The following is a 22,931-nucleotide window of genomic DNA, read 5'->3' as shown; positions in this document are numbered from 1 at the left end:
GAGTAAAAAGCCGTTCTCGATGGCCAATGATCTACGTAGAGCCTCAATCTCAATTTCCCGGTTCTCCCCTACTCACGTCCGTCTAAGAGTGGTGGGCGCCGCAGCCAAAGTTCTCAGTCCGAAGACAACATCACACGCTCGTCGCACGTCAGCGAGACCCTGCGGAAGCAGTGCAAGATGCAACACATGCTGCAGGCCTTGTCCTGCGGCGGGACAACGTGGACAACGCGCCAAGCAGAGCCAGAGTTCTACAAGCGCATTTTCCTTCCATACGACGCTGGCACATGGTTCCTCAAGGCATGGCGCGGAGAACAGTAGACGCCCCAAAAACTAGCTGCCGCATCCGGCGCCGCTGCTGCAGGCAACTCCGGGGTAATCCATTCGGATGATTTTTGCGTGCTTAACATCTCTCGGTGACTGTTGAGCAATGACAACCAACTAAAGTTGTGCTCAGCCCCTCCCACTGCGACACAGCTAGGACCACACACGCATGCAGCGCTTGGCCATCTTGTCTTTGAAGAACCGGGCGCTCATCGCGCTCATCACGATCTTCGCCGCCGTTTTCGGCGTGATCTCCATGGGATCGCTGAAGCAGGAACTGATCCCCGCACTGGAGTTCCCGCAGATCTCCGTGATGGCCACCCAGATGGGCGCCAGCCCCGAGGTGGTCGACGAACAGGTCGCCGCCCCGTTGGAAACCGCGCTGCAGGCGGTCGAGGGCCTGGAATCCTCCACCGCCACCTCGCAGACCGGATTCACCCGCATCGCGCTGACCTTCGAGTACGGCACCGATATGGACCGTGCCCGCGCGCAGGTGGAACGCGCGATCTCCAACGTGAAGACCCAGCTGCCCGAAGACGTGGAACCCACGGCGCTGGCCGGCTCCATTGCCGACCTTCCGGTGCTGATGCTCGCGGTCTCCTCGAACGAGTCCCTGGAAGCGCTGAACGATGATGTGGAACGCATCGCGCTGCCTAAACTGCAGAAGATCGACGGGGTGCGTGAAGCCGCAGTCTCCGGCGGCGCTTCCCAGCACATCGCGGTGATCCCGGACGACGACAAGCTCAGCGCCGCCGGGCTGAGCGTTGCCGACCTGAAGGACGGCATCGAGAACGCCGGCTCCCCCATGCCGGTGGGCAATATGGACGTCGACGGGCTGCAGCTTCCGGTCATCGCCGGATCCTCCCCAGATACCCTGGCTGCGATCGAAGAGATTCCGCTGGTGACCGACAACGGCCCGGTGCTGCTCAAGGATCTCGCCGAGGTCTCCGTGCAGGCCGACGAGGCCACCAGCGTCACGCGCACCAACGGGGATGAGACCCTGTCCATCCAGGTCACCAAGACCCCGGACGGGGATACCGTCGCGATCTCCCACGCGGTCACCGCGATGATCGCGGATCTGGAGGCCGAGCTCGGCCACAAGGCGACGATGACCACCATCTTCGACCAGGCGCCCTTCATCGAGGACTCCATCAGCCACCTGGCGCTGGAAGGCGCCCTGGGCCTGGGCTTCGCCGTGATCATCATCCTGATCTTCCTGTTCTCCGTGCGCTCCACGCTGGTCACCGCGATCTCCATCCCGCTGTCCTTGATGGCCACCTTCATCGGCATGAACGTGTTCGGGTACACGCTGAATATGCTCACCCTGGGCGCGCTGACCATCTCCATTGGCCGCGTGGTGGATGACTCGATCGTGGTGATCGAGAACATCAAGCGCCACCTGGCCCACGGCGAGTCCAAGGCCCAGTCCATCCTGCTGGCGGTCAGGGAGGTGGCCGGGGCGATTACCGCCGCGACGCTGACCACCGTGGCGGTGTTCCTGCCGATCGCCATGGTCGGCGGCATGGCCGGGGAGCTGTTCAGCCCCTTCGCGATGACCATGACCATCGCCCTGCTCGCCTCGCTGCTGGTCTCGCTGACCATCGTTCCGGTGCTCGCCTACTGGTTCCTGCCGCACCGCCCGGGGACCGGGGCAACCCGCACCGTCCACGTGGCCGAGGACAAGTCCTGGCTGCAGCGCGCCTACGTGCCGGTGCTCAACGGCACGCAGAAGCACCCGGTCATCACGCTGCTGGCCTCCGTGCTGATCCTGGCCGGCACCGTGATGATGACTCCGCTGCTGAACACCAACCTGCTCGGCTCCACCGGGGAGAACTCGATCTCCATCACCGCGAAGATGCCTTCGGGCACCGCGCTGGAGACCACCTTGGCCGAAGCCGAGAAGGTGGAAACGAAACTGCAAGGCATCGAGGGCCTGGAAGATGTGCAGATGACCGTGGGCACCGCCAGCGGCATGGCGGCGATGTTCGCCTCCGGCGCGGACACCGCAAGCTTCACCGCGATCACCGACCCCGATCGCGACCAGGAGGCGCTGAGCAATATGGTCCGCGAACAGATCCAGGGCCTGGAGTTGTCCGAGGATGTCATCCTGAGCTTCGGCTCCAATTCCTCGGCGATGATGTCCAGCGATGTCACCGTGGAGGTCAAGGCCCCGAATGAGGATATTCTGCGCGAGGCCACCGAGAAGCTGCGCGAAGCGCTGGCCGGCACCGAGCATGTCACCGGCATCGCGGACAACCTCTCCGCGGAACGCGAGCAGGTCTCCATCGATATCGACGCGGACAAGGCAGCCGAGGCGGGGCTGACCGAGGCGCAGCTTTCCGGCCTGGTCGCCTCCCAGGTCTCCGCCGTCCCGGCGGGGACCCTGCGCCTGGACTACACGGACATGACCGTGCAGATCGGCGAGCCCATGGATCTGAACGGGCTGAACAAGCTGCGCGAACTGCAGATCCCCACCGCCGCCGGCCTGGTGCAGCTGCAGGACCTGGCGACGGTGGAACGCACCAAGGTCGTCCAGCAGGTCACCACCTCCAATGGCGAGCGCATCTCCACCCTCACGCTGACCCCGGCGGAGAACATGCTTGGCAAGGTCTCCACGGACGTCACCGAGCGCCTCGACTCGGTGGATTTGCCCGAGGGCGCCAGTGCCGAAATCGGCGGCGCGGCCACCGAGCAGGCCGAATCCTTCAACCAGCTCTACCTCGCCTTGCTGGCGGCCATCGCGATCGTCTACGTGATCATGGTGGCTACCTTCAAGTCGCTGATCCAGCCGCTGATCCTGCTGGTCTCCATTCCGTTCGCCGCCACCGGGGCCATCGGCCTGCTGCTGATCTCCGGCATCCCGCTGGGGCTGCCGTCCTTGATCGGCATGCTGATGCTGGTGGGCATCGTAGTCACCAACGCGATCGTGCTGATCGACCTGATCAACCAGTATCGGGCCGATACCCCCGAGCGGCCGGCGATGGCGCTGGATGAGGCCATCATGCAAGGTGCCCGCCAGCGTCTGCGCCCGATTCTGATGACCGCGCTGGCCACCATCTTCGCGCTGATCCCGATGGGTCTGGGACTCACCGGCCAGTCCGGGTTCATCTCGCAGCCGCTGGCCGTGGTGGTCATCGGCGGCCTGGTCTCCTCCACCTTGCTGACCCTGATCCTGGTACCGGTGCTCTACCGCCTGGTGGAGTCGCGCAAGGAGAAGCGCGAGCTGCGCCGTGCGGGACGCAAGCACTCCACGGAGCAGCACACGGGGGCTCAGGATCTTGCGCTGGCCATGAACGGGGCCACCGCGAAGATCACCCCGGGGGCCAAGCAGGTGCCGGTGCAGGCCAAGGACAACAAGCAGGCCAAGCCCGAGCCGAAGGTGGCGGACGCCAAGCCTGCGGATCCGGTTAATCCCAAGGCGATTCCGGGCCAGGTGGTCAACCCGCTGACCGGCCAGATCCCCGTCTCCCGCAAGGAGCGCCGGGCATTCGAGGAATTGATGAACAAGGCGGCCCAAGAGCCCAAGGACTAAGTTCTCCGGCGCCAAGCATTCGGGCCTGCAACCACATCTAGTGGTTGCAGGCCCGAATGCTTTTTTGGTTGTGCAGACGCGCTGTCTTAGACCAGCGGCAGCTCGGTCAGGCAGGTGGCGTTTGTGCTGCCAGCGGTGGACACGGTGGTCTTCGCGGTTTTGCCTTCGTAGCTGAATTCCAGATCCAGATTAATTCCACGCGGAACCCAGAGTCCAAGGAATCCATTGTCGAAGGTTTTTGCGCTCTTCTCCACCAGCACCTCGCCGGTGTCGGCGTCAGTTGCCTTCACCTGGACTTCCTTTCCCGCCAGCTCCCCCAGACAGGTGGTCAGGCTATGGAAATGGCAGCTGTGGGTCTGGCTCACATAGGGTGCCGCCGAAAGGTAGTACTCATCTTCCGGCATCGGCAGACCCGCGGTGCGTCCCGACGCATCGGTGAGTACCAGCTGGGCCGGCTGCACCGAGGCGGTGAAGTCGCCCGGCCGCTGCGCCACCGGCATCCGGTCGAGCCGATCGATCGCCGCCCTGGCATCCAGCCCGGCCAGGCCAAGCTCCGCGAGGAACTCCCCGGTGTGCTCGGCCGCAACCACCGTAGGCTCGGGCTGCGCGACGGGCGCCGGTGCAGTGCTGCACCCGGTCAACGCGGCCAGCGCAAGCACCGAGCCGGCCGCCGCGGCCACAATCCCGGCGCGCGCACCTTTGCTGCCTTCAAATTTTTTGGGCACGGTCAATCCCAACCTTTCTGTCTTCACTTCCTGGCTACAGCGTTTCAAGCAGCTGCTTCATCTCGTTGATTTCCTCGGTTTGGGAATCAACGATCTGCTTGGACAGGTCGATGGCCGCTGGGTAGCTTCCTTCTTTGATCTCGGTCTCGGACATCACCACGGCACCTTCGTGATGCATGATCATCTGCTCAAGGAAGAGCCGGGCAGCTTCGGACCCCGTCGCGTCCTCTAAGGCCTTGATCTCATCCTCCGGAACCATTCCGTCGCCGTGGTCCATTCCCCCGTGGTCCATCCCCTCGGGCATGTTCCATTCGGAAAGCCAGCGGTCCATGCGTTCGATCTCCGGGTCTTGCGCCGCCTTGATCCGTTCGGCCAGGGCCACCACCTCGGCGGGAACCCCGGACTTGCCCAGCAAAATGTCGGACATGTCGATCGCCTGTTCGTGGTGCATCTTCATGCCCGAGGCGAACGCCATATCGGCGTCGTTGGCCGATGGGGACTGCTCCATGGAATGCCCGGAATGCGATTCGGAAGCCGAGGCGCTCGGCGCCGGCGTGCTTGATGGTTCCCCTGCGCAACCGGCGAGGGCGAGCATCGCGCCCAGTGCGAGGGCGCTGGAAAAGAGGGTCTGCTTGTTCATAGGTGGTTCTCCTGATGGGTTTGGAACGTGAGCGGCGCCTGCCTGTGGCGGCGCCGGTACTAGTTGGCGGCAGGTCAATGGACCCGCCAAGTGCTCACGTTCTGCAGATCCCCAAGGCAGTCAGGTCAGGTTTGTTCGGGGCAACCCCACGAAGCTTCGAAGCTGCGCGCAAGGTCCGCAGGAACACCGTCCGGGCCACGGCTACGGTATGCGGTGGCCGCAGGAACAACAGCATGATCAGCAGCGCCAAAACACAACCTGCGGCGGCCATCTCATGGCCCATCGGACAGTCGGCGCAGCCCTGCTCGGAGGGATGGCCCGGGTCCGCCAGCGGAGCATGATGCAGGGGCATGGCTTCTGCCGCATGCGGCTGCGCCAGCGGGGCCGAGGATTCAACCGGGAGTACATGATTCATTACGTGCATCGAGAACAAACCGAAAACCACCGCGCTAATCAGCAGCAGCGAGCGAACTATTGCCAGACGGGGGTAGCTGCGCCCGCCGGCATTCGCCAGGTGATTGCCGATGCTCATGAATCCCAGCTTAGCGATGCCAGCCGAACCGCGCGAAACGTGACCGGATCAAGCTACAGGGCTGGAGCTCTCCCGATGCTTCCAGCTAGCTAAGCACCCCGAATCCATAACCAATTCGGCGCCATCGCCAAGAGCCCGATCGGTAGCCCGCGCGGCATCAATCCCTAGGGATCAAGAATTTAAGTTGCGCGCAATTGAATTGCGTGCAATCCTTATTTCATGGCAATAGTTGACGAAATGGTTTGCTTCTCCCTCTACTCGGCGAGCCGGGCAACCACCCGGGCGTACACCGAACTGCTCGCCCCATGGCAGCTGACCTACACCCAGTACCTGGTGCTCGTTGCGCTGTGGTCCGAAGGCGATAAGCCGGTGCGGGAAATCGGAGAGATGCTCCAGCTGGACTCCGGGACGCTGTCCCCGCTGTTGCGCCGGCTGGAACAGAAGGAATTCATCAAACGCCGGCGCGACGAGGAAGATAGCCGCGTCGTCAACGTCAGCCTGACCCCCACCGGAACATCCCTGCGCAAAGAACTGGCACATATTCCGGCGCAGATTGCCTGCGGCACCGGACTCCCGGATCTCCAGAGCGCGCAGGCACTGCTGGCAGCCCTGCACCGCATCACCGCGTCCATGCAGGAAATAACCTCACCGGACAACTAGTCCGGGAAACACGTTACAAACTTTCACCACCTCCGAAAGGCAGTTCCATGGAAACCCTATACACCGCAGAATCGCTGTCCACCGGCCAAGGACGCGAGGGCCGAGTGCAGACCCACGACGGCACTCTCGACCTGAACCTCACTCCCCCAGTAGCGCTGGGCGGCTCCGGCACCGGAACTAACCCGGAACAGCTGTTCGCCGCGGGATATGCCGCATGCTTCCACTCGGCGTTGAACGTGGTGGCACGCGGCCGCAAGGTCAAGATCGAGAACTCCAGCGTCGGCGGGCGAGTCCACCTGCACCGCGATGGAGAGAGCGGATTTAAGCTTTCGGTCGAATTGGAAGTGGTCATTCCCGATATGGAGCATGCCCAGGCCCAGGAACTGGCCGACGCGGCCCACCAGGTCTGCCCCTACTCCAACGCCACCCGCGGCAACATCGACGTAACGGTGACCGTCAGCGATGACTAAGTCGCCGGCGGCGAAGCCGCTGGGGTTCGCCCGGCACGGCGCACGCATTGGGCTCGGAGCATTCCTTGGCTTCGCCGGGGTGAGCCACCTGACCTTTGCCCGCGAGGAATTCCGCTCCCAGGTCCCGGACTTTGTCCCCTTGGATCCGGACCTGACGGTGATCCTCTCCGGCGTGGCCGAAATCGGGCTGGGGCTATCCTTGCTGGCGCTGGTCAGGAAGCGGGTGGCCGTCGGCTGGATTGCCGCGCTCTTCTTCGTCGCGGTGTTCCCCGGCAATTTCGCCCAATGGCAGGAGGGACGCGACGCGTTCGGACTGGATACCGACGGGAAACGGCTCACCCGGCTGTTCTTCCAACCGGTGCTGATAGCGCTTGCGCTGTGGAGCACCGCCGCATGGCGCGACCGGGCGCGGCTCCGGTCCAAGGCATAGCTACAGCTGCCATGACGCAAAGCGAGGTATCCGGCTAAAGGCCGGATACCTCGCTTTGCGCTGCCTGCGCAGCTGCGTTGGCAGGTTCCCAAGTGCCGACCGCGGCTAGGCGTCACGCCGTTTCAGCGCAATATATCCGGCTCCGAGCAGGACCACGGTCCAGCCGATCAGCACCAGCAGCGCCGCCGGCGGCCCATAGGGCTCGGTGGCACCGGTGGCCATGAACGTCGCGGCGTTTGTCGGCAGGTATTGGGCCAGCGTCTGCACCCACTCGAACGGAATCAGTTGCAGGATCTGCGGGAGCCCGATCACCAGCATGATCGCCGAGACAATCGCTCCCGCCGAGTTCCGGCAGAGCAGCCCGAGGCCGAGCACCATCAAGCTCAGCAGCGCCAGATAAGCACCGGCGCCGAGGCAGGCCGAGACCAGATCGGAGAAGGTGAAGGCGCCGTACTGCCCTGCACTCAGCGCTGCCGGAATGGTTCCCAAGCCGATCATGGCCACCCCGGCAAGGAAGCCGAGCCCGGCCAGCAGCAGCGCCTTGGCGCCGAGCATGACCGAGCGGCGCGGCACCGACTGCAAGGTGGTGTAGATGCTCCCGCTGGAGTACTCGTTGGTGATGTGCAAGGCGGCCACCGCGGCAAAGAACAGCTGGCTGAATTGCAGGGTCGCAAACACCAGCAGCGGCGCCGGCATCGCAGTGTCGAAGCCATTGTCCCCGCTGGCTTTCGCGCTGGCTCCTAGCAGCCAGCCCAATGCGATGGTCGCCAGTATTCCCGAGGCATAGAGCCCGACCAGGGCACGCAGCCCGAAGAATTTGGTGGCCTCGGCGCCGGTTGCCCGCAACAGCGGTCCGGCAAAGTCACCGGTCCTGGATTCACCGATCTGCAGCGTGCTCATTTGCTTTCCACTCTCCCTGCTAGTTCGGTGGAGTATTCCACCGTGTCGTGAGTCAGTTGGTTGTAGGCGTTTTCCAGCGACCCGTGGGCAACGCTGAGTTCATGCAGTTCGATGCCACCGGCAAAGGCCGAGGCGCCGATAGCTTCCAGCGGCAATCCAATCACTTCCAGACGGTCTCCGGCGGTGGCATTCACCTCGACACCGGGTTGCAGCAGCAACCCGGCGAGCGCGGCGGCCTGCGGCGAGCGCACCGTGATGACCGGTTCGGTGAATTGCTTGATCAGCTCCTGGGTAGGTGCTTGGGTGATCAGCGCCCCGCGTCCGATCAGGATCAGCTGGTCCGCGACCTGCTGCACCTCGCTCATCAGGTGGCTGGAGACGAAGATGGTTCCGCCGCGCTCGGCCCGGGTGCGCATCAGCTGCCGGATCCAGGAGATGCCTTCGGCATCCAGTCCGTTCATTGGCTCGTCCAGGATCAGGATTTGCGGGTCGCCCAGCAGGGCGGCGGCGATTCCCAGCCGCTGGCGCATGCCGAGGGAGAACCCGCCGATCCGTTTGCCGGCCACCGGCTGCAAGCCGACTTCGGTCAGCACCGCGTCCACGCGGTCTACCGGGATCCGATTGCTTTGCGCCAGGGCCTTGAGGAAGGTGCGCGGGCTATGCCCCGGGTGCCCCGCCGTGCCGGAAATGTGCGCACCTACCGTATGCAGCGGGTAGCGCAGCTGTGCGTAGGGAACGGAATTGACCAGCGCCTGCCCGCTGCTTGGTGCGTCCAGTCCGAGGATCATGCGCATGGTGGTCGATTTGCCGGCCCCGTTGGGGCCGAGGAATCCGGTCACTTGCCCGGGTTCTATGGTTGCGGTCAGCGCATTGACTGCGCGGGTGGCGCCGAAGTCCTTGCTCAGCGCTTCGAATGCGATCATGGTGTGCTCCTTGGGTTCTGCTCTCCACCTTAGGATTCGCCGCTGCCGCCGCGCACCGGCTGGAGGTCTGCATTCCATTGGCACCGAACCCCTACCTTGGTCGGTGTTCGGCTGCGCCTTCGCTGAGTAGCATGTTGTTCATGACTACCTCGTGGAAGCAGCTGGTTCTCCTGCTGCTGCTGGCTCTCTGCGCCTATTTGGTCCCCATCTCCACGAACGGGGCCTGGGTTGTGCTCGCTCCCCTGGCCGCGGTCTGCAGCTACCTGGCCGGACGGCATGTTTCCTCTCTGGCCCATGGATTGCTGGCCCTTGGGGCGGGGACGCTGGCCGCCGGGGTGACGCTGGCACTGTCCTCGCACCTGAGCCTGTTGACCTTTGCACTGAATATCCTCACCGGCCTGGTGCTCTTTGCGCTGCTGCCCTGGTGGGCCGGCCGGGCGCGGCGCAATGCGGTGCTGTTCCGCAGCCAGGAGCGCCGGCATGTCGTGGTGCAAGCCGAGCTGCGCGAACGGGCGCGCATCGCCGAAGCCATGCATGATCAGCTGGGCCACGATCTGGCGCTGCTGGCACTGTCCACCGGCGGGCTGCAGGTATCCCTGGAAAAGGGCACGGAAGCCTATGCGCAGGCGGCGCGGATCCGCGAGCAGGCCGATGAGTCCATCGAGCATCTGCACCAGATCATCGGGGTGCTGCACGAGGACGGCGAGCAAGCGCCGCTGGGTCCGGCAGGGTCATCGCTGGAGCAGCTGGTCGAGCAAGCCCGGGCCAAGGGCATGAAGATCAATTTCACCCGGCAGGGCCCCTCGCCGCAGGCCCCCGGATCCATCCGGTGGGCCGCCGTGCTGCGCCAAGTGGCTCAGGAGGCGTTGACCAATGCGGCGAAGTACGCGCCGCACGCCGAGGTGGATCTGGAACTCGATACGCGCTCGGAGCAGGCGGCGCTGAGGATTTCCAATCCCCTGCATGGCCCCGTCCCGCCGGTCCGGCCCGGGGCCACCGGGATCGCTTCGCTGCGCGGCGCCCTCGAAGCCGCCGGCGGTTCGCTGGCGGTGCACCGCACCAGGGAGCGCTTCGAACTGCGCGCCTGCATTGCCCAGTCATCCTCGCCCCCGGCGCCTGCCGGGGTGCACTCTCCGGTGAAGCGCGCCAGCACCTCGATGCTGGTGCTGCTGCCGGTCCTCGCCGTCACGGTGATTGCCGCGGCCCTGCTGCTGTTGCAGCATGCCACCTACCAAGCCACGGCCCTGCACCCGTCGGAGTACCAGAAGCTCAAAGTGGGCATGGACTCGGGCGAGGTTGCTTCGCTGGTCCGCGCCCCGGGCCTGGATGAACCGCTTCCGGTGATCGACGAGCCGGCGCCGCCGGAGAATGCGCAGTGCCGCTACTATGCGGCGCGGACCGGCCTGCTGGATCTGGGCAGCGAGATGTTCCGCCTGTGCTTCACCGATGACGTGCTGGTCTCCACCGACCACCTCTACCCCGCCGGCTAGCCAAAGGAGCTGCAGATGAGCATGGATACCCCAGTCAGCGTCCTGCTGGTGGATGACGACGCCCTGATCCGCGCCGGGCTGCGCGCGATCCTCGCCAGCGACCCGGGCATCTCGATTATCGGCGAAGCGGAGAACGGGGCGCGCGCCATCGAACTGGCCGAACGCCTGGCGCCGTCGGTAATCCTCATGGATATCCGCATGCCGCAGCTCGATGGGCTGGGCGCCCTGGAAGCGATCCTGGCCCAGGCCCCGGAGGCCAAGGTGCTGATCCTGACCACCTTCGGCGAGGAAGACTACATCGACCGGGCCATGTCCGGCGGAGCCTGCGGATTCATGCTCAAAAGCTCGGGGCCCGAGGAACTGCTCGGAGCCATCCATGCGGTGGCCGAGGGCGCCGCGGCGCTGTCCCCGCGCATTGCCCGTCGGGTGATCGACAAGGTGCGCGGCATCGATACCGCCTCGCTGGCCCGCGCCCGCACTTTGGTCCAAGGGCTGACCGTGCGCGAACGCGAGGTGCTGGCGCTGGTGGGATCGAGCCTGACCAACGCGGAGATCGCCGCCCGGCTGGTGCTCACCGAGGCGACGGTCAAGGGGCATATGACCGCGATCCTGCTTAAGCTCGGCGCGCGCAACCGCGTGGATGCCGCGCTGATTGCCTATCGCGCGGGTGTTGTCCACCAGTAGCGGCTCACGACATGTTTCGCAGGCTGCCGGCAGGGGCGGAGAATGTTGAACGCACCGCTCATCCCAAAAGGTGGCTTTTCACGACGCAGCAGCCCGTTGATCTCATCGCAGCATGCGGCCTTCTCGACACGTTCATCGAAACTGAGTTCGTCGAGGTTGCGGCAGGGATTTAAACGCCATCAGATGATATGGCAACAATGGTCGACCTATATTCAAGCATGCCGAAGAGGAGCTATTCGGATTCAGGCCATTGGTCGTTCATCCGTTCTGGAAGACCAGGGATGAAGGCCCGCCGGCTTTCCCAGAACTGCTCGGGTTTCGTGCCAGTTATCCCTATACCGTCCGTCCGCATTATCGGGATTCCCTTGACAAACCAAGTGGATTCCCAGCGAGGCTGAACCACCCCGCGAAACGCCTTCGCTGTTGGCACTTTCAGCTGGTCCGAGGATCCCTAGCTGACATCGGCGGAAGTTCGGCCGGAGAAAACTCGTAGGACGTCATGGATAGATCATTCCTGCAACCCAGCGCGCCGAGCGGCGACCGGTGGAAGCTGCCCGTCCATCCAGTGCTGCTGCTACTTAGGGCGGGACCTGTAGTGTCCTGGGACGTACCTGCCTGCGCGGTGGTGGGCTTTGATCCACACCTGTCCGGTTTTCGGCTGGCCGGAATCTCCGGGTTCTCCAGCCGCTTCCCCGAGGCTGATGGCAGTGGGTGGCGAAATGTCTTTGAGGCCCGCGACTCGGTTGCGGTTCGAGCCCTCGAAGGCGCGGTGCATTGATTCGGCCGCGTCGGCCTCGGCACCGAGCCTGATCGCCTCCTCGGCCCAATGGGAGACAGCTTCATTGATCCGGCGCAGACGCGTGACGGCCTCGGTACGGGTGAGCCGGAACGAGTCAAGGTGGTCCAGCAGTTCGAGTACGTTCCGGTCGAAGGTATACCCACCCGGCACGAGAGGAGTGTCGGAGGTGCCTGTCCGCATGGGATTCACGTCGAACGACGGCGATAACCTCCAGCCCCTGCCAATCTTGAGCAGGCCGTGATTTCGCATGTGGTCATCGATATTGTTGACCATAGCGCCGAACGCTGCTCGGCTGAACATCTCCTTGGAATCTGCCACGGGATTGGATGAGACCATCGAAATTTCACGGGCAAGCTTGACATAGCTTGGGTGCTCGCCGTCGTTTAGCTGGAGGGCCGTGCGTGCACTCATGTATGGTATGCGCTCATCGCCCGACCTGTCGAAACGCTTGGTGAGGAAGATCTGGTGGTATTCATCCAGCCTCATCAGCCGGGAAGGTTGGACTTCGATTCCAGCTCGCTGCTGCAGGCGTATCGCTACCATTTCCCAGAGCTGGACATTGCCCAGGTCCGAGGTCTTTGGGAATTTGGCGAGCAACATCGACCCATCCGCGTCGCGAACCCAAGCTTTTGGCTGAGCACCTCCAGGAGATGATCCAGCCCCGATGAGCAAGCTGTTTTGCTCGTCTATGTACCCGGTCTCCTCGTAAGCGCGTGACTGTTCGGCAAGCACTGGCAGGTCGAGAACACCCGCCCATTGTCCCCAGCTGGAGAGGAATTTTCCGTTTTCCCGGAACCGCAGTGCGCCTTGCCTCGTCTGGTCGTTGACCATGAAGAGCCGGGATATCTGCGTATTCCTCGGTGCTGGTACGCCAGTTGCCTTGGAATGCAGCCGTGCCTCCTCATGGAGGAGTCGCTGACCCCATGCATCCGGTGCAGCATCCATGAACGAGCCGAACATCTCCCGTCCCAAGGTGGGGCGCTGCGGCCCCTTTATCAACGGAAGTTCGGGCGAGATAGCGAAGGAGCAGTCAGAGGCAAGCCAGGAGTCGGAGTACGTGAAGGCTATATGCTCCAGTGGTGAGAGGGCATCGGACTCGATCGTCAAAGTGCCCGTTGCAGTCTCGCCAGTCAGTACCTCGACACGCCTGATTTTTATGCGGTTCCGCCGGCTCATGAACTCCCCCTTGGTGCACGCTGGCGACTAAGCAGTCGTGATCTGGCACGACCCAAGTCGGTGTTGAGTGGCTCGACAGCATCATTTATACGGTCGACAATGCCGAGAACCTTGGCGACTACAAGGAAGGTTTCGAGTTTTGCTCCTGCGCCTTGTTCTAGTTTGATCAGCGTGCTCCTGGAGATGCCGGCCCGCTCGGCAACCAGTTCTTGAGTCAACCCAAGAATAATGCGCCATTCCTGCAGGCTTGCACCGAGCTTTTGAGCCTCAAGCATTTAAGCTCCTAATGTAGCTACTTATAAACATTATCGCATACAGTGAGTGCAAATAGCTACATTGCGATGCCTAGAATTCACCTCATAACCAACTAACGGATGAGGGTCAGCCCAAGCTTCAGCCGACGGCCCCGATGGCACGCAACGATGCAATGGGCAAGTTGGCCACTACTGCGGTCCAATAATGCGGACTGCAGATCCTCGGGTCAACACGCCACCCACCACCGCAACCCGCACTCGCCGGCAACTACCAAGCATTCAATCCGCATAGGGTGGCACTGCTTCGAATGCGCAATTTTCCGAACTCTCGCACAGGCGCGTGTCCGACGCCATACTCCACCTCAGGGAATATTTGACGCATCAACTTGTTATTACATGCATACGCATATAAATTAGAGGTAAGCACACAGCGTATCTCGACAGCTTAGGAGCGGACATGCAATTCGGAGTCTTTTCAGTCAGCGACATCACCCGCGACCCGACCACCGGCAAGATGCCAACCGAAAAAGAGCGCATCGACGCTTCGGTAGCCATCGCCAAGAAGGTCGAAGAGATCGGCATGGATGTCTTCGCCATCGGCGAGCACCACAACCGCCCATTCTTCTCCTCCTCGCCCACCACCACGCTGGCCTACATCGCCGCGCAGACCGAACGCATCATCCTCTCCACGGCGACCACGCTGATCACCACGAACGACCCGGTGAAGATCGCCGAGGACTTCGCGATGCTGCAGAACCTGTCCAACGGACGCGTGGACCTGGTGCTGGGACGCGGCAACACCGGTCCGGTCTACCCATGGTTCGGCAAGAACATGCAGGACTCGGTGAACCTCACCGTGGAGAACTACAACCTGCTGCGCCGACTCTGGGATGAAGACGTGGTGAACTGGGAAGGCAAGTTCCGCACCCCGCTGCAGAATTTCACCTCCACCCCGCGCCCGCTGGACGACGTGGCGCCATTCGTCTGGCACGGCTCGATCCGCACCCCGCAGGTGGCAGAGATCGCCGCCTACTACGGGGACGGCTTCTTCGCCAACAACATCTTCTGGCCCAAGGAGCACTACAAGCAACTGATCGACCTCTACCGTGAGCGCTACGAGCACTACGGCCACGGCAAGGCGCACCAGGCGGTCGTGGGCTTGGGCGGCCAGTTCTACATGGCCAAGGATTCCCAGCAGGCGGTCAAGGAATTCCGTCCGTACTTCGACAACGCCCCGGTCTACGGACACGGCCCATCCATGGAGGACTTCACCGCGCAGACCCCGCTCACCGTCGGCTCCCCGCAGCAGGTATTGGAGAAGACCCTGAGCTTCCAGGAGTACTTCGGCGACTACCAGCGCCAGCTGTTCCTCATCGACCATGCCGGGTTGCCGCTGAAGACCGTGCTGAACCAGCTGGATATGTTCGGCGAGTACGTGCTGCCGGAGCTGAAAAAGGAAATGGCATCGCGGGCGGCCCCGGATATCGCCGATGCCCCAACCCACGTGGGTCGCGTGGCTGCCCGCAAGGCTAAACTGGAAGCCGAGCAAGCCAACGCCCCGAAGGAGCCAGAAGTCAGTGACCGGGACCAGTAGCACCCAGGCCTCGTTGAAGGTCACCACCGACGCGTGGGAGGCGCTGTTCCGGGCGCAGGTCGCGGTGATGCGCCAGATCACCGCGATGCCCGAATTCGCCAAGCTCTCCATCCGGGAGTACGACGTGTTGTTCAACCTGCGCCACGCACCGGAGAACGAGACTCGGTTGGTGGATTTGAATAAGCACCTGCTGATCTCCCAGCCCAGCCTGAGCCGGATGATCACTCGCCTCGAAGAGCGCGGGCTGGTTTCCCGGTGCACCGATCCCACCGATCAGCGGGCGAGCCGGATCAGGCTCACCGAAGCGGGCCTGGCCACGCAGCGGGATATCGGCCGGGCTCACGTCAAGCAGCTGCACAAGCTGATGGGCGAGGCATTGAGCGAAGAAGAATTCATCGAGCTCCAGCGGTTGAGCACCAAGCTGCGCAACGCGGTGGAGTAGGGACTACAAGTTCATGTCAAAAGGGCTACCAGTTAAGTACTGGTAGCCCTTTGGCGTATCCACTCAGCTTAGGTCCCCAGCGCTAATGACGTGCTGAGAATTATCCCGGTATTCATCGAGAAATGAATTCCCGGCGACGATTTGCCCAATCGGAACAGCTTCCCCTGTACATGCAGGCCTGATCCGGTATCGTCTGTGGCAGCAACCAACCGACGTGCAGGAGTTCTCGTGAACATCGCAACGCACCTTCTGATCCACCGCTATCTTCCGGGCAGCGGCCCGCAACCGCCGAGCGAAGAGTTCGATGCGGAAATGCTCCAGTGGGAATCGCTGGATGCCCAATTGCGCTCCGAAGACATCCTGATCTCGGCCTATGCCCTCCAGGACCGCGGCTCGGTGTGCTCGCAGGAAACCAACTCCGAGTTGGACACTGAAGCGGAGATCGTCTTCGCGGTGCACGCGATCAAGGTCTCCGATGAAGCGCAGGCCCAGGAAATTGCCCGGCGCATGCCGCATCTGCCCTACGGGAGCGTGGAGATCCGGCCCCTGATGGAGTAGCCATAATTACTTGTAGAAACCTTCGCGCAGATTAATTCCATGCTCAAGCCAGATCTTCATCGCGCAGAGCATCCCGGTCCAGCCCTCGCAATTGCCGAAGGCCCCGGTGAGCCCCTGAGGCGAGGAGAGCCATCCCGACTCGGTGATCTTCACCTTGGTTCGCGCAGCATCGTCGATCGCTTCGAATTCGAAGGTGACGGTGTTCATTCCGTCGTCCGCGGCGACACCCTCGCCCGCCCATTTCAACACGATGAGCTCGTCCGGAATGGCTTCGAGCACCTGCACCGGGAAGCGGCCCGGGAAATCGTGGAAATCCCAGCTGACTTCGGCGCCGGTTTCCAAGCGTCCCTGCGCTCCCCCGGTAGTGAAGTAGGCGGATAGTATTTCCGGATCCGCCACGGCTTCGTAGACCTCGTGGCACGAGGTGGAGATGCGGCCGGTGACGTCGAAGGACAGCGGTTCGGACGGCAGATTAGTTTCCATACTGCATCCTTACCCGGCAGCCCTCCGCACGTCAACGGTTGCGGCTAAGTCCGCTCAACCAGTTCGGCGAATCCGTGCTGGGTTCCGGTGGCTATCCCGAAGCTCACCGGCACAGGAGCCGAGCAGCAGGAGTCCTCCTGCGCAGGCGCTTGGGCCGATTCTGCGGAACAGCTGCTCGCTCCGGCGGCGGAGGCTGCCGGCACCTCGCAGGAGTTGCCGGTGTCGGTGGAGCACACTCCGGTTTCCGGCAAATCCAGTTCCACCTGATCCGCCGCGGTGCGGTCTCCGGACAGGGCGGCGGCCAGCGAGCGAACCTGCTCGTATCCGGTAGCCAACAGGAACGTCGGGGCGCGGCCGTAGCTCTTCATGCCGGCAATGTAGAAGTTCTTCTCCGGGTGCCCCAGTACTCGTTCGCCGTGGGCCGAGACGGTGCCGCAGCTATGGAACTCGGGATCGATCAGCGGGCCCAGTTCACGCGGTGCTTCCACCGCGAGGTCCAGATCCAGGCGCAGCTCGGAAAGCATGCTCAGGTCGGGGCGGAAGCCGGTGGCAGGCACCACGAAGTCAACCTCGAGCTCGCGCCCATCGGCGAGCGACACCTGCAAGCTTTCTGCCGAGTGCAGCTCGCGCACCGAGACGTGTTCGAGCAAGGTCACCTGTCCAGTCTCCACCTGGCGTCGCAGGCTTGTGCCCAGCTGGCCACGAGCCGGCAGTTCATCGGCGGATCCGCCGCCGTAGAGGCGAACCGGGTTAGCCTGCCCACGCAGTCCCCAGAGAAGTTGGGTTTCCGGATTCTGCTGCTTCAACCGTCCCAAGAGGATCAAGGTGTTGGCGGCCGAGTGCCCGGCCCCGAGCACAAGCACCCTTTTGCCTGCAAAACGCTGCGCATCGGCGCCCAAGGGATCCGGCAAGGGCGAGGTGATGAGACCTTCGCTTCTCGCCGTTTCTTCACCGAGCGCGCTGAGCCCGGAGCGGCCAATCGGGTTGGGAGTTTCCCAGGTTCCTGAGGCATCGATAACCGCACGCGCCATCAGCTCGGTTGTGCCTTCCGCGGTTTCGACCCGGACCAGGAACAACGATTCGTCGCGCGCGGCCGAACGTCCCTTGTCCAGCCCGCCGCCCTCGGCACTCACCCGGCTGACCGAGCTGACGCGCTGCCCGTAGCCGATGGCTTCGCGCAGCTGCGGGTGGGCGGCCAATGGCTCAAGGTATTCGGAGACCAGCTCGGCACCGGTGGGCAGGCGCTTGGGATTCGGTGCCTGCCAGTCGCCAGCGTAGTGCTCGGTCGGGGTTTCGAGCAGCCGGCGGCTGGCCTCGTCGATGTTGTAGCGCCAGGTGGAGAACAGCTTGATATGCCCCCACTGCTTGATCGCGGCTCCGGCGCAATCTCCGGCTTCCAGGACGCGAACCGCCTGTCCGCGTTCGAGCAGGTGCGCTGCGGCCGCCAAGCCGATGGGGCCGGCGCCGATGACGACGACGGGGAACTGGGATTCCATGATGCTCCTTCGCTACAAACTCTAGGCTTTGTTTTCGAGCAATTCGGTGATGAGGTTTTCGACGCGCGCGCGAATCTCGTCGCGGATCGGGCGCACCCCATCGATGCCTTGCCCGGCCGGGTCCTCAAGCACCCAGTCTTCGTAGCGCTTGCCCGGGAAGACCGGGCAGGTGTCTCCGCAGCCCATGGTGATGACCACGTCGGATTCCTTGACCGCTTCGGCGGTCAGCACCTTCGGCACCTCGGCGGACATGTCGATGCCCACCTCGGTCATCGCGGCCACGGCGGACGGGTTGATTTCCGCGGCCGGAGCCGAGCCGGCCGAGCGGACCTCGATGCGACCATCCGAGAGGTTGGACAAGAATGCTGCCGCCATCTGCGAGCGGCCGGCGTTGTGCACGCAGACGAACAGGACCGATGGCTTCTTTAGAGAAGTAGACAAGATCTTAGCCTTTGCTTGGTGCCGAGTTGGCGAGGACTTGGGTGGGGAAGAATTTGCGCGACCAAAGCGCCACGTAGACCAGGGCGACCAGGATTGGCACCTCGATCAGCGGTCCGACGACGCCGGCAAGCGCCTGGCCGCTGGTGACGCCGAAGGTGGCGATGGCCACCGCGATGGCCAGTTCGAAGTTGTTGCCGGCCGCGGTGAAGGACAAGGTGGTGGTGCGCGCGTATCCGAGCTTCAGCGCCCAACCGATCAGCATGCTGGCCCCGAAGACCACCACGAAGTAGGTCAGCAGCGGCACGGCCATGCGGGCCACATCCCACGGACGGGAAATGATGGTGTCCCCCTGCAGCGCGAAGAGCAGCACAATGGTGAACAGCAAGCCATAGAGCGCCAACGGGCCGATCTTCGGCAGGAAGCGCGACTCGTACCATTCGCGCCCCTTGGCCCTTTCGCCCAGCGTGCGGGTGAGGAATCCGGCGAGCAGCGGGATGCCGAGGAAGACCAGCACCGAGAGCGTAATGGCCCAGACGGAGAATTGCGCGCTCGTGGTTTCCAGTCCCAGCCAGCCCGGCAGCACCTGCAGGTAGAACCAGCCGAGCACGCCGAAGGCGAATACCTGGAATACCGAGTTGATCGCCACCAGCACCGCGGCCGCTTCGCTGTCGCCGCAGGCCAGATCGTTCCAGATCAGCACCATCGCAATGCAGCGGGCCAGACCGACGATAATCAGGCCGGTGCGGTATTCGGGCAAATCGGGCAGGAATACCCAGGCCAGTACGAACATGAATGCCGGGGCAAGGATCCAGTTGATCAGCAGCGAGGTAATCATCAGCTTCTTGTCGCCGATCACCCGATGCGTCTGGTCATAGCGCACCTTGGCCAACACCGGATACATCATCACCAGCAAACCGATGGCGATAGGCAGTGAAACCCCGGCAACTTGCAGGGAGTCCAACGCCTCGCCCAGCCCGGGAATCATGCGCCCCAAGGCAAGGCCAAGGACCATTGCGGCGAGGATCCAGACGGCTAGATAGCGATCAAGGGTCGACATTTTTGCTGCCACCTTGGCGGTGTCAACGGGCGCTGCAGATTGACTCACGAGTACATCCAAATCATAGACATCGAAGAATATCGATATACCTAGTATGATGAGATGCATCGAAGGTTGTCAATATGATCGATCTGCCCGTAGCCGTTCAGGAAGAAACACAAGGATGCCACAAAACGTCGTACTCGAAACCAACCGCACCGACCTTGCGCAGGGCCACGGATGCTGCGTGCCCGAGAGTGGCCAACCGTCGCTGAACGCTTCCGATGCCGAGCTCTTGGCCGCGCGCTTCAAGGCGCTGGCCGATCCAAACCGGCTGCGCATCCTGTCCATCATTTCATCCAGCGCCGAGGCCGAAACCTGTGTCTGCGACTTCTCCGAACCGCTGGGACTCAAGCAGCCCACGATCTCCCACCATCTGAAGATCCTGGTGGACGCGGGCCTCTTGCACCGTGAGAAACGCGGAGTCTGGGCCTACTACTCCGTGGTGCCCGGAGCCCTGGGCGAACTAGCCCAAACCCTGGAACTCAAGAGTTAGCTCAACACCCAAACGGGGAGGCGTACCGATACTGTCCGGCGGGCAGGCTTCGCTCGTCAAAAACGCGAACCATGAAGTTATCTCCCCACGAACGCTGCGTGGGAATAATGCCGCGGGCGATGGCCGGCTCGTAGCCGAAGCGCTGGTAGTACTTCGTCGCGCCCAGCAACACGATCCCGGAAATGCGTTCATTTTCCGCGCGGTCCGAGATGGCCTGCATCAGCGCGGTCCCGGCGCCCATATTCTGGTATTCGGGGGCTACCGCAAGGGGCCCAAGGCCCAGCAGGCTGTGTTTCCCATCGACCGTACCCCAGGTGGCAATCACATGCGCTATCACCGTTTTGTCGTTCGTCGCCACCAGCGAAAAGGTCGGCGAATAGGCGTTGCAATCAAAAAGCCGTTGCACTAATCCGACCTCGATCGGCTCGACCAGATGGTCGTCCTTGCTGAAGGCCGCATGCGTCACAGCGTAGATTCCCGCCCTGTCATCGAAGACTTCTTGCCTGATCTGCATGATGGATAACTTACCAAAATTGTGGGTCCGATGAAGACTCGATAGTTCGCAGGATCTCACGCTCACGTGGCATCACACCGATTAAATCCATGCCCTATAGGTGAATTCCCAATCTTCACCCGCCGAAATAAACAACAATCGGCAGACGAACTTTGCGCAATAAGTCGTTTGAACCCTTGCCCACACATGGTCAAGGATGGTCGAATGAATCATTATCACTCGGACAACGGAGCGACACGAGATGCCCAAATATTCTCGCACCAAGCTTTTAATGGCTCTTTCCGTCAGCACGATCCTCGCGCTCGGAGTACTGCCCGGACCGGTCATGGCCGCCGGCCAACCAAGCGCGGTACAGTCCGCGGTGAACCCCGCCTCGTTGCCCGTGGCCGCAGCCAGGAAGCTGGACCGGAATCCAAGCCACCTCGATGTCTTCGTCAATAAGAGCTACCCGCTGAAGCCAGCGAAGTACGTACCGAAGACCAGCAAGGTGCAGGGCACCGGCATCCGACTGCACCCGGAGGCAGTCAAGGCCTACAACAAGATGGTCAAGGACGCCAAGAAGTCCGGGGTCCGCATCCAGCTGATCAGCGGCTACCGCTCCTATGACCGCCAGGCGCAGCTGTTCAATCAATACACCAGGATGTATGGCAAGAAGTATGCCGAACGCATCTCCGCTAGGCCCGGCACCAGCGAGCACCAGACCGGACTAGCCGCAGACGTAGGAAACAGCAATGGCGCCTGCGCCTTGCAGTCCTGCTTCGAAAACACTCCCGTCGGCAAATGGACGAAGAAGAACGCCCACAAGTTTGGCTTCATCCTGCGCTACCCTAAAGGCCAGGAGTCGGTCACCGGATACGCGTACGAGCCGTGGCACTTCCGCTATGTCGGCACCTCGCTGGCCAAGTCCTACACAAATTCGGGCGCCAAAACCTTCGAGCACTTCCACGGTGTGGCCGCCACGAAGAAGAGCCCTCCCAAGTCCGGCAAGGGCACCGCGCGAACTACCGCGAACCTGAATATGCGCACCGGAGTGGGGACCGGCAATCGAGTTGTCCTCACGATCCCGCGAGGCAAGACCATCAAGCTCACCGGCTCCAAGAAATCCGGCTGGTACCAGGTCAGCTACAAGTCCAAGAGCGGCTGGGTCTCCGGGACCTACCTGAGCAACGTGTCGATGCCGCAGACCTCGAAGCCCAAGACCGAAACCAAGAAGAATCCGGCGCCGAAGAAGAATACCGGTTCGACGAAGAAGACCACCGCAAACCTGAACATGCGCACCGGGGCCGGCACGGGCAACCGCGTCATCCTCACGATCCCGAAGGGCAAGCGCGTCAAGGCCACGGGCAAGAGCAAATCCGGCTGGCTGCAGGTGACCTACAAGTCGAAGACCGGCTGGGTCTCCGGGACGTACTTGGCCAATACCTCCGCGCCGAAGAAGTCCAAGCCGAAGAGCGAAAGCACGCCAAAGAAGAAGGCCAGCACCAAGCAGACGACGGCGAACTTGAATATGCGTACCGGCAACAGCACCAAGAAAAAGATCATCCTGACCATCCCGAAGGGCAAAAAGGTCGAAGTCACCGGGTCGAAGAAGTCCGGCTGGTACCCGGTGAAGTACAAGTCGAAGACGGGCTGGGTCTCGGGAACTTACCTCAGGTAGTATCCACAGTCTCCAAGGTGGATCTGTGGCGTACTCGAGTGCTCAGGCTTCCTCCGGAGCATGCGAGCAGCCAAGACACTCAAGCAAGGCCGCGAGCGCAGCCGGGATGTCCTCCAGCGGCACCGCCTGCGCCAGCAGCCGCGCGTAGCGCACCTTGTTGCCGCTGCGCCCGCCGAAGAATCTGGCCAGCTGCCGTTCCACGGGCTGGTTCCGCTGGTAGGGCTGGGCCTGCAAGCGGCGGAAGGACCCCAGCTCTCCCTGCCCGGCGATCACCGATTCGACGCCCAGCGGTCCGAGCGCCCGGATGAATTCGTCTTCCAGATCGGGGTCGCAGACGAACACCGTTGCCAGTACGCGTTCGAAGTCGCGCCGCTCGGCGGCGTCCACCAAGCCGAACAACTGCGCGCCTGCCAGTTGCTGGGCGGCACGGCGGGCGCCCTTGGATCCGCCCACCGGCAGCACCCGCGGGACGGGCATCTGCAGCCTTGCAGCCAGCGTCCGCACCGCCACCGCGTCGCTTTCCCCTTCGACCAGCACGATCCTCATGAAGTCATGGAATCATAGCGGAGCTTCCGCTTCCAGTCCCATGCCCCGCATTTCGGTACGAAGGCAAGCATC

24 protein-coding genes are annotated in these 22,931 nt (G+C 62.8%); 11 read left to right on the top strand and 13 right to left on the bottom strand.

Annotated elements, in window-relative coordinates:
• Positions 1–490 precede the first annotated feature (490 nt).
• Positions 491–3,853, top strand: coding sequence for an efflux RND transporter permease subunit (locus CQ015_RS13580; protein WP_105650362.1), 3,363 nt, complete (start codon positions 491–493; stop codon positions 3,851–3,853).
• 86 nt (positions 3,854–3,939) lie between these two features.
• On the opposite strand, the gene CQ015_RS13575 is transcribed toward CQ015_RS13580, so the two are convergent.
• The 3 genes from CQ015_RS13575 to CQ015_RS13565 all read right to left on the bottom strand — a co-directional run bounded on the left by CQ015_RS13575 (position 3,940) and on the right by CQ015_RS13565 (position 5,750).
• Positions 3,940–4,578 (bottom strand): CueP family metal-binding protein, encoded by a 639-nt coding sequence (locus tag CQ015_RS13575; protein WP_258138532.1) that lies wholly within the window; start codon positions 4,576–4,578, stop codon positions 3,940–3,942.
• A gap of 34 nt (positions 4,579–4,612) precedes the next feature.
• Complete coding sequence (locus CQ015_RS13570; RefSeq protein WP_105650361.1) at positions 4,613–5,218, bottom strand: DUF305 domain-containing protein; 606 nt, start codon at positions 5,216–5,218, stop codon at positions 4,613–4,615.
• A 94-nt stretch (positions 5,219–5,312) separates the two neighbouring features.
• Positions 5,313–5,750 carry a hypothetical protein gene (locus tag CQ015_RS13565; RefSeq protein ID WP_096288579.1) on the bottom strand — a complete coding sequence of 146 codons (438 nt, stop codon included), beginning with the start codon at positions 5,748–5,750 and terminating at the stop codon, positions 5,313–5,315.
• Positions 5,751–5,969: 219 nt separating this feature from the next.
• Here CQ015_RS13565 and CQ015_RS13560 point away from each other — a divergent pair, with 219 nt between their 5' ends.
• From CQ015_RS13560 to CQ015_RS13550, 3 genes are read left to right on the top strand one after another with little or no spacing between them, the layout of a single operon-like run.
• Entirely contained in the window at positions 5,970–6,410 is a 441-nt protein-coding gene (locus CQ015_RS13560; RefSeq protein WP_176484282.1) for a MarR family winged helix-turn-helix transcriptional regulator, read from the top strand.
• A 47-nt stretch (positions 6,411–6,457) separates the two neighbouring features.
• Positions 6,458–6,880: an organic hydroperoxide resistance protein gene (locus CQ015_RS13555; RefSeq protein WP_105650360.1), complete on the top strand. Its 423-nt coding sequence runs from the start codon at positions 6,458–6,460 to the stop codon at positions 6,878–6,880.
• The gene (locus CQ015_RS13550; protein ID WP_105650359.1) at positions 6,873–7,310 is read left to right on the top strand and encodes a hypothetical protein; all 438 of its coding nucleotides are present in this window, start codon (positions 6,873–6,875) and stop codon (positions 7,308–7,310) included. The genes CQ015_RS13555 and CQ015_RS13550 overlap by 8 nt, the downstream gene beginning before the upstream one ends.
• A 105-nt stretch (positions 7,311–7,415) precedes the next feature.
• Here CQ015_RS13550 and CQ015_RS13545 read toward each other — a convergent pair whose 3' ends face one another.
• Together CQ015_RS13545 and CQ015_RS13540 are read right to left on the bottom strand one after the other, a co-directional pair.
• Complete coding sequence (locus CQ015_RS13545) at positions 7,416–8,210, bottom strand: ABC transporter (RefSeq protein WP_105650358.1); 795 nt, start codon at positions 8,208–8,210, stop codon at positions 7,416–7,418.
• Entirely contained in the window at positions 8,207–9,133 is a 927-nt protein-coding gene (locus tag CQ015_RS13540) for an ATP-binding cassette domain-containing protein (RefSeq protein WP_105650407.1), read from the bottom strand. The genes CQ015_RS13545 and CQ015_RS13540 overlap by 4 nt, the downstream gene beginning before the upstream one ends.
• Before the next feature lie 140 nt (positions 9,134–9,273).
• Between CQ015_RS13540 and CQ015_RS13535 the strand changes: the two genes are divergently transcribed.
• Together CQ015_RS13535 and CQ015_RS13530 are read left to right on the top strand one after the other, a co-directional pair.
• A complete protein-coding gene (locus CQ015_RS13535; RefSeq protein WP_181150423.1) occupies positions 9,274–10,623 on the top strand; it encodes a sensor histidine kinase in 1,350 nt (449 codons plus the stop codon).
• 15 nt (positions 10,624–10,638) lie between these two features.
• Positions 10,639–11,307, top strand: coding sequence for a response regulator transcription factor (locus CQ015_RS13530; RefSeq protein ID WP_105650356.1), 669 nt, complete (start codon positions 10,639–10,641; stop codon positions 11,305–11,307).
• 574 nt (positions 11,308–11,881) lie between these two features.
• On the opposite strand, the gene CQ015_RS13525 is transcribed toward CQ015_RS13530, so the two are convergent.
• Together CQ015_RS13525 and CQ015_RS13520 are read right to left on the bottom strand one after the other, a co-directional pair.
• On the bottom strand, positions 11,882–13,282 hold the full coding sequence (locus tag CQ015_RS13525) for a type II toxin-antitoxin system HipA family toxin (protein ID WP_105650355.1): 1,401 nt from the start codon (positions 13,280–13,282) through the stop codon (positions 11,882–11,884).
• Complete coding sequence (locus CQ015_RS13520; protein WP_096288557.1) at positions 13,279–13,557, bottom strand: helix-turn-helix transcriptional regulator; 279 nt, start codon at positions 13,555–13,557, stop codon at positions 13,279–13,281. Before CQ015_RS13520 ends, CQ015_RS13525 begins: the two co-directional genes overlap by 4 nt.
• 436 nt (positions 13,558–13,993) lie before the next feature.
• Between CQ015_RS13520 and CQ015_RS13515 the strand changes: the two genes are divergently transcribed.
• The 3 genes from CQ015_RS13515 to CQ015_RS13505 all read left to right on the top strand — a co-directional run bounded on the left by CQ015_RS13515 (position 13,994) and on the right by CQ015_RS13505 (position 16,130).
• Positions 13,994–15,130: an LLM class flavin-dependent oxidoreductase gene (locus tag CQ015_RS13515; RefSeq protein WP_105554397.1), complete on the top strand. Its 1,137-nt coding sequence runs from the start codon at positions 13,994–13,996 to the stop codon at positions 15,128–15,130.
• Positions 15,114–15,572, top strand: a complete 459-nt coding sequence (locus CQ015_RS13510) for a MarR family winged helix-turn-helix transcriptional regulator (protein WP_105650354.1) — start codon at positions 15,114–15,116, stop codon at positions 15,570–15,572. The genes CQ015_RS13515 and CQ015_RS13510 overlap by 17 nt, the downstream gene beginning before the upstream one ends.
• A 228-nt stretch (positions 15,573–15,800) precedes the next feature.
• Positions 15,801–16,130: a YciI family protein gene (locus CQ015_RS13505; protein WP_105650353.1), complete on the top strand. Its 330-nt coding sequence runs from the start codon at positions 15,801–15,803 to the stop codon at positions 16,128–16,130.
• Between the two features lie 6 nt (positions 16,131–16,136).
• Here the strand turns inward: CQ015_RS13505 and CQ015_RS13500 are convergent, their stop codons facing one another.
• The 4 genes from CQ015_RS13500 to arsB are packed head-to-tail and all read right to left on the bottom strand — an operon-like array spanning position 16,137 to position 19,607.
• The gene (locus CQ015_RS13500; RefSeq protein WP_105650352.1) at positions 16,137–16,613 is read right to left on the bottom strand and encodes an SRPBCC domain-containing protein; all 477 of its coding nucleotides are present in this window, start codon (positions 16,611–16,613) and stop codon (positions 16,137–16,139) included.
• Between the two features lie 44 nt (positions 16,614–16,657).
• The gene (locus tag CQ015_RS13495; protein WP_105650351.1) at positions 16,658–18,109 is read right to left on the bottom strand and encodes an FAD-dependent oxidoreductase; all 1,452 of its coding nucleotides are present in this window, start codon (positions 18,107–18,109) and stop codon (positions 16,658–16,660) included.
• 21 nt (positions 18,110–18,130) lie between these two features.
• On the bottom strand, positions 18,131–18,550 hold the full coding sequence (locus CQ015_RS13490) for an arsenate reductase ArsC (protein ID WP_105650350.1): 420 nt from the start codon (positions 18,548–18,550) through the stop codon (positions 18,131–18,133).
• 4 nt (positions 18,551–18,554) lie between these two features.
• On the bottom strand, positions 18,555–19,607 hold the full coding sequence (arsB, locus tag CQ015_RS13485) for an ACR3 family arsenite efflux transporter (protein WP_181150432.1): 1,053 nt from the start codon (positions 19,605–19,607) through the stop codon (positions 18,555–18,557).
• A 163-nt stretch (positions 19,608–19,770) separates the two neighbouring features.
• On the opposite strand from arsB, the gene CQ015_RS13480 reads away from it, so the two are divergent.
• Entirely contained in the window at positions 19,771–20,142 is a 372-nt protein-coding gene (locus CQ015_RS13480) for a helix-turn-helix transcriptional regulator (protein ID WP_105650348.1), read from the top strand.
• Position 20,143: 1 nt separating this feature from the next.
• Here CQ015_RS13480 and CQ015_RS13475 read toward each other — a convergent pair whose 3' ends face one another.
• The gene (locus tag CQ015_RS13475) at positions 20,144–20,656 is read right to left on the bottom strand and encodes a GNAT family N-acetyltransferase (RefSeq protein ID WP_105554389.1); all 513 of its coding nucleotides are present in this window, start codon (positions 20,654–20,656) and stop codon (positions 20,144–20,146) included.
• A 241-nt stretch (positions 20,657–20,897) separates the two neighbouring features.
• Between CQ015_RS13475 and CQ015_RS13470 the strand changes: the two genes are divergently transcribed.
• On the top strand, positions 20,898–22,313 hold the full coding sequence (locus CQ015_RS13470) for a D-alanyl-D-alanine carboxypeptidase family protein (RefSeq protein ID WP_105650347.1): 1,416 nt from the start codon (positions 20,898–20,900) through the stop codon (positions 22,311–22,313).
• Between the two features lie 42 nt (positions 22,314–22,355).
• On the opposite strand, the gene CQ015_RS13465 is transcribed toward CQ015_RS13470, so the two are convergent.
• The gene (locus tag CQ015_RS13465) at positions 22,356–22,790 is read right to left on the bottom strand and encodes a hypothetical protein (protein WP_219844269.1); all 435 of its coding nucleotides are present in this window, start codon (positions 22,788–22,790) and stop codon (positions 22,356–22,358) included.
• Between the last annotated feature and the right edge of the window lie 141 nt (positions 22,791–22,931).

The organism is Arthrobacter sp. MYb221 (assembly GCF_002979835.1).
In the GTDB taxonomy this organism is placed as follows: domain Bacteria; phylum Actinomycetota; class Actinomycetes; order Actinomycetales; family Micrococcaceae; genus Glutamicibacter.
This window is presented reverse-complemented; position numbering and strand designations above follow the sequence as displayed.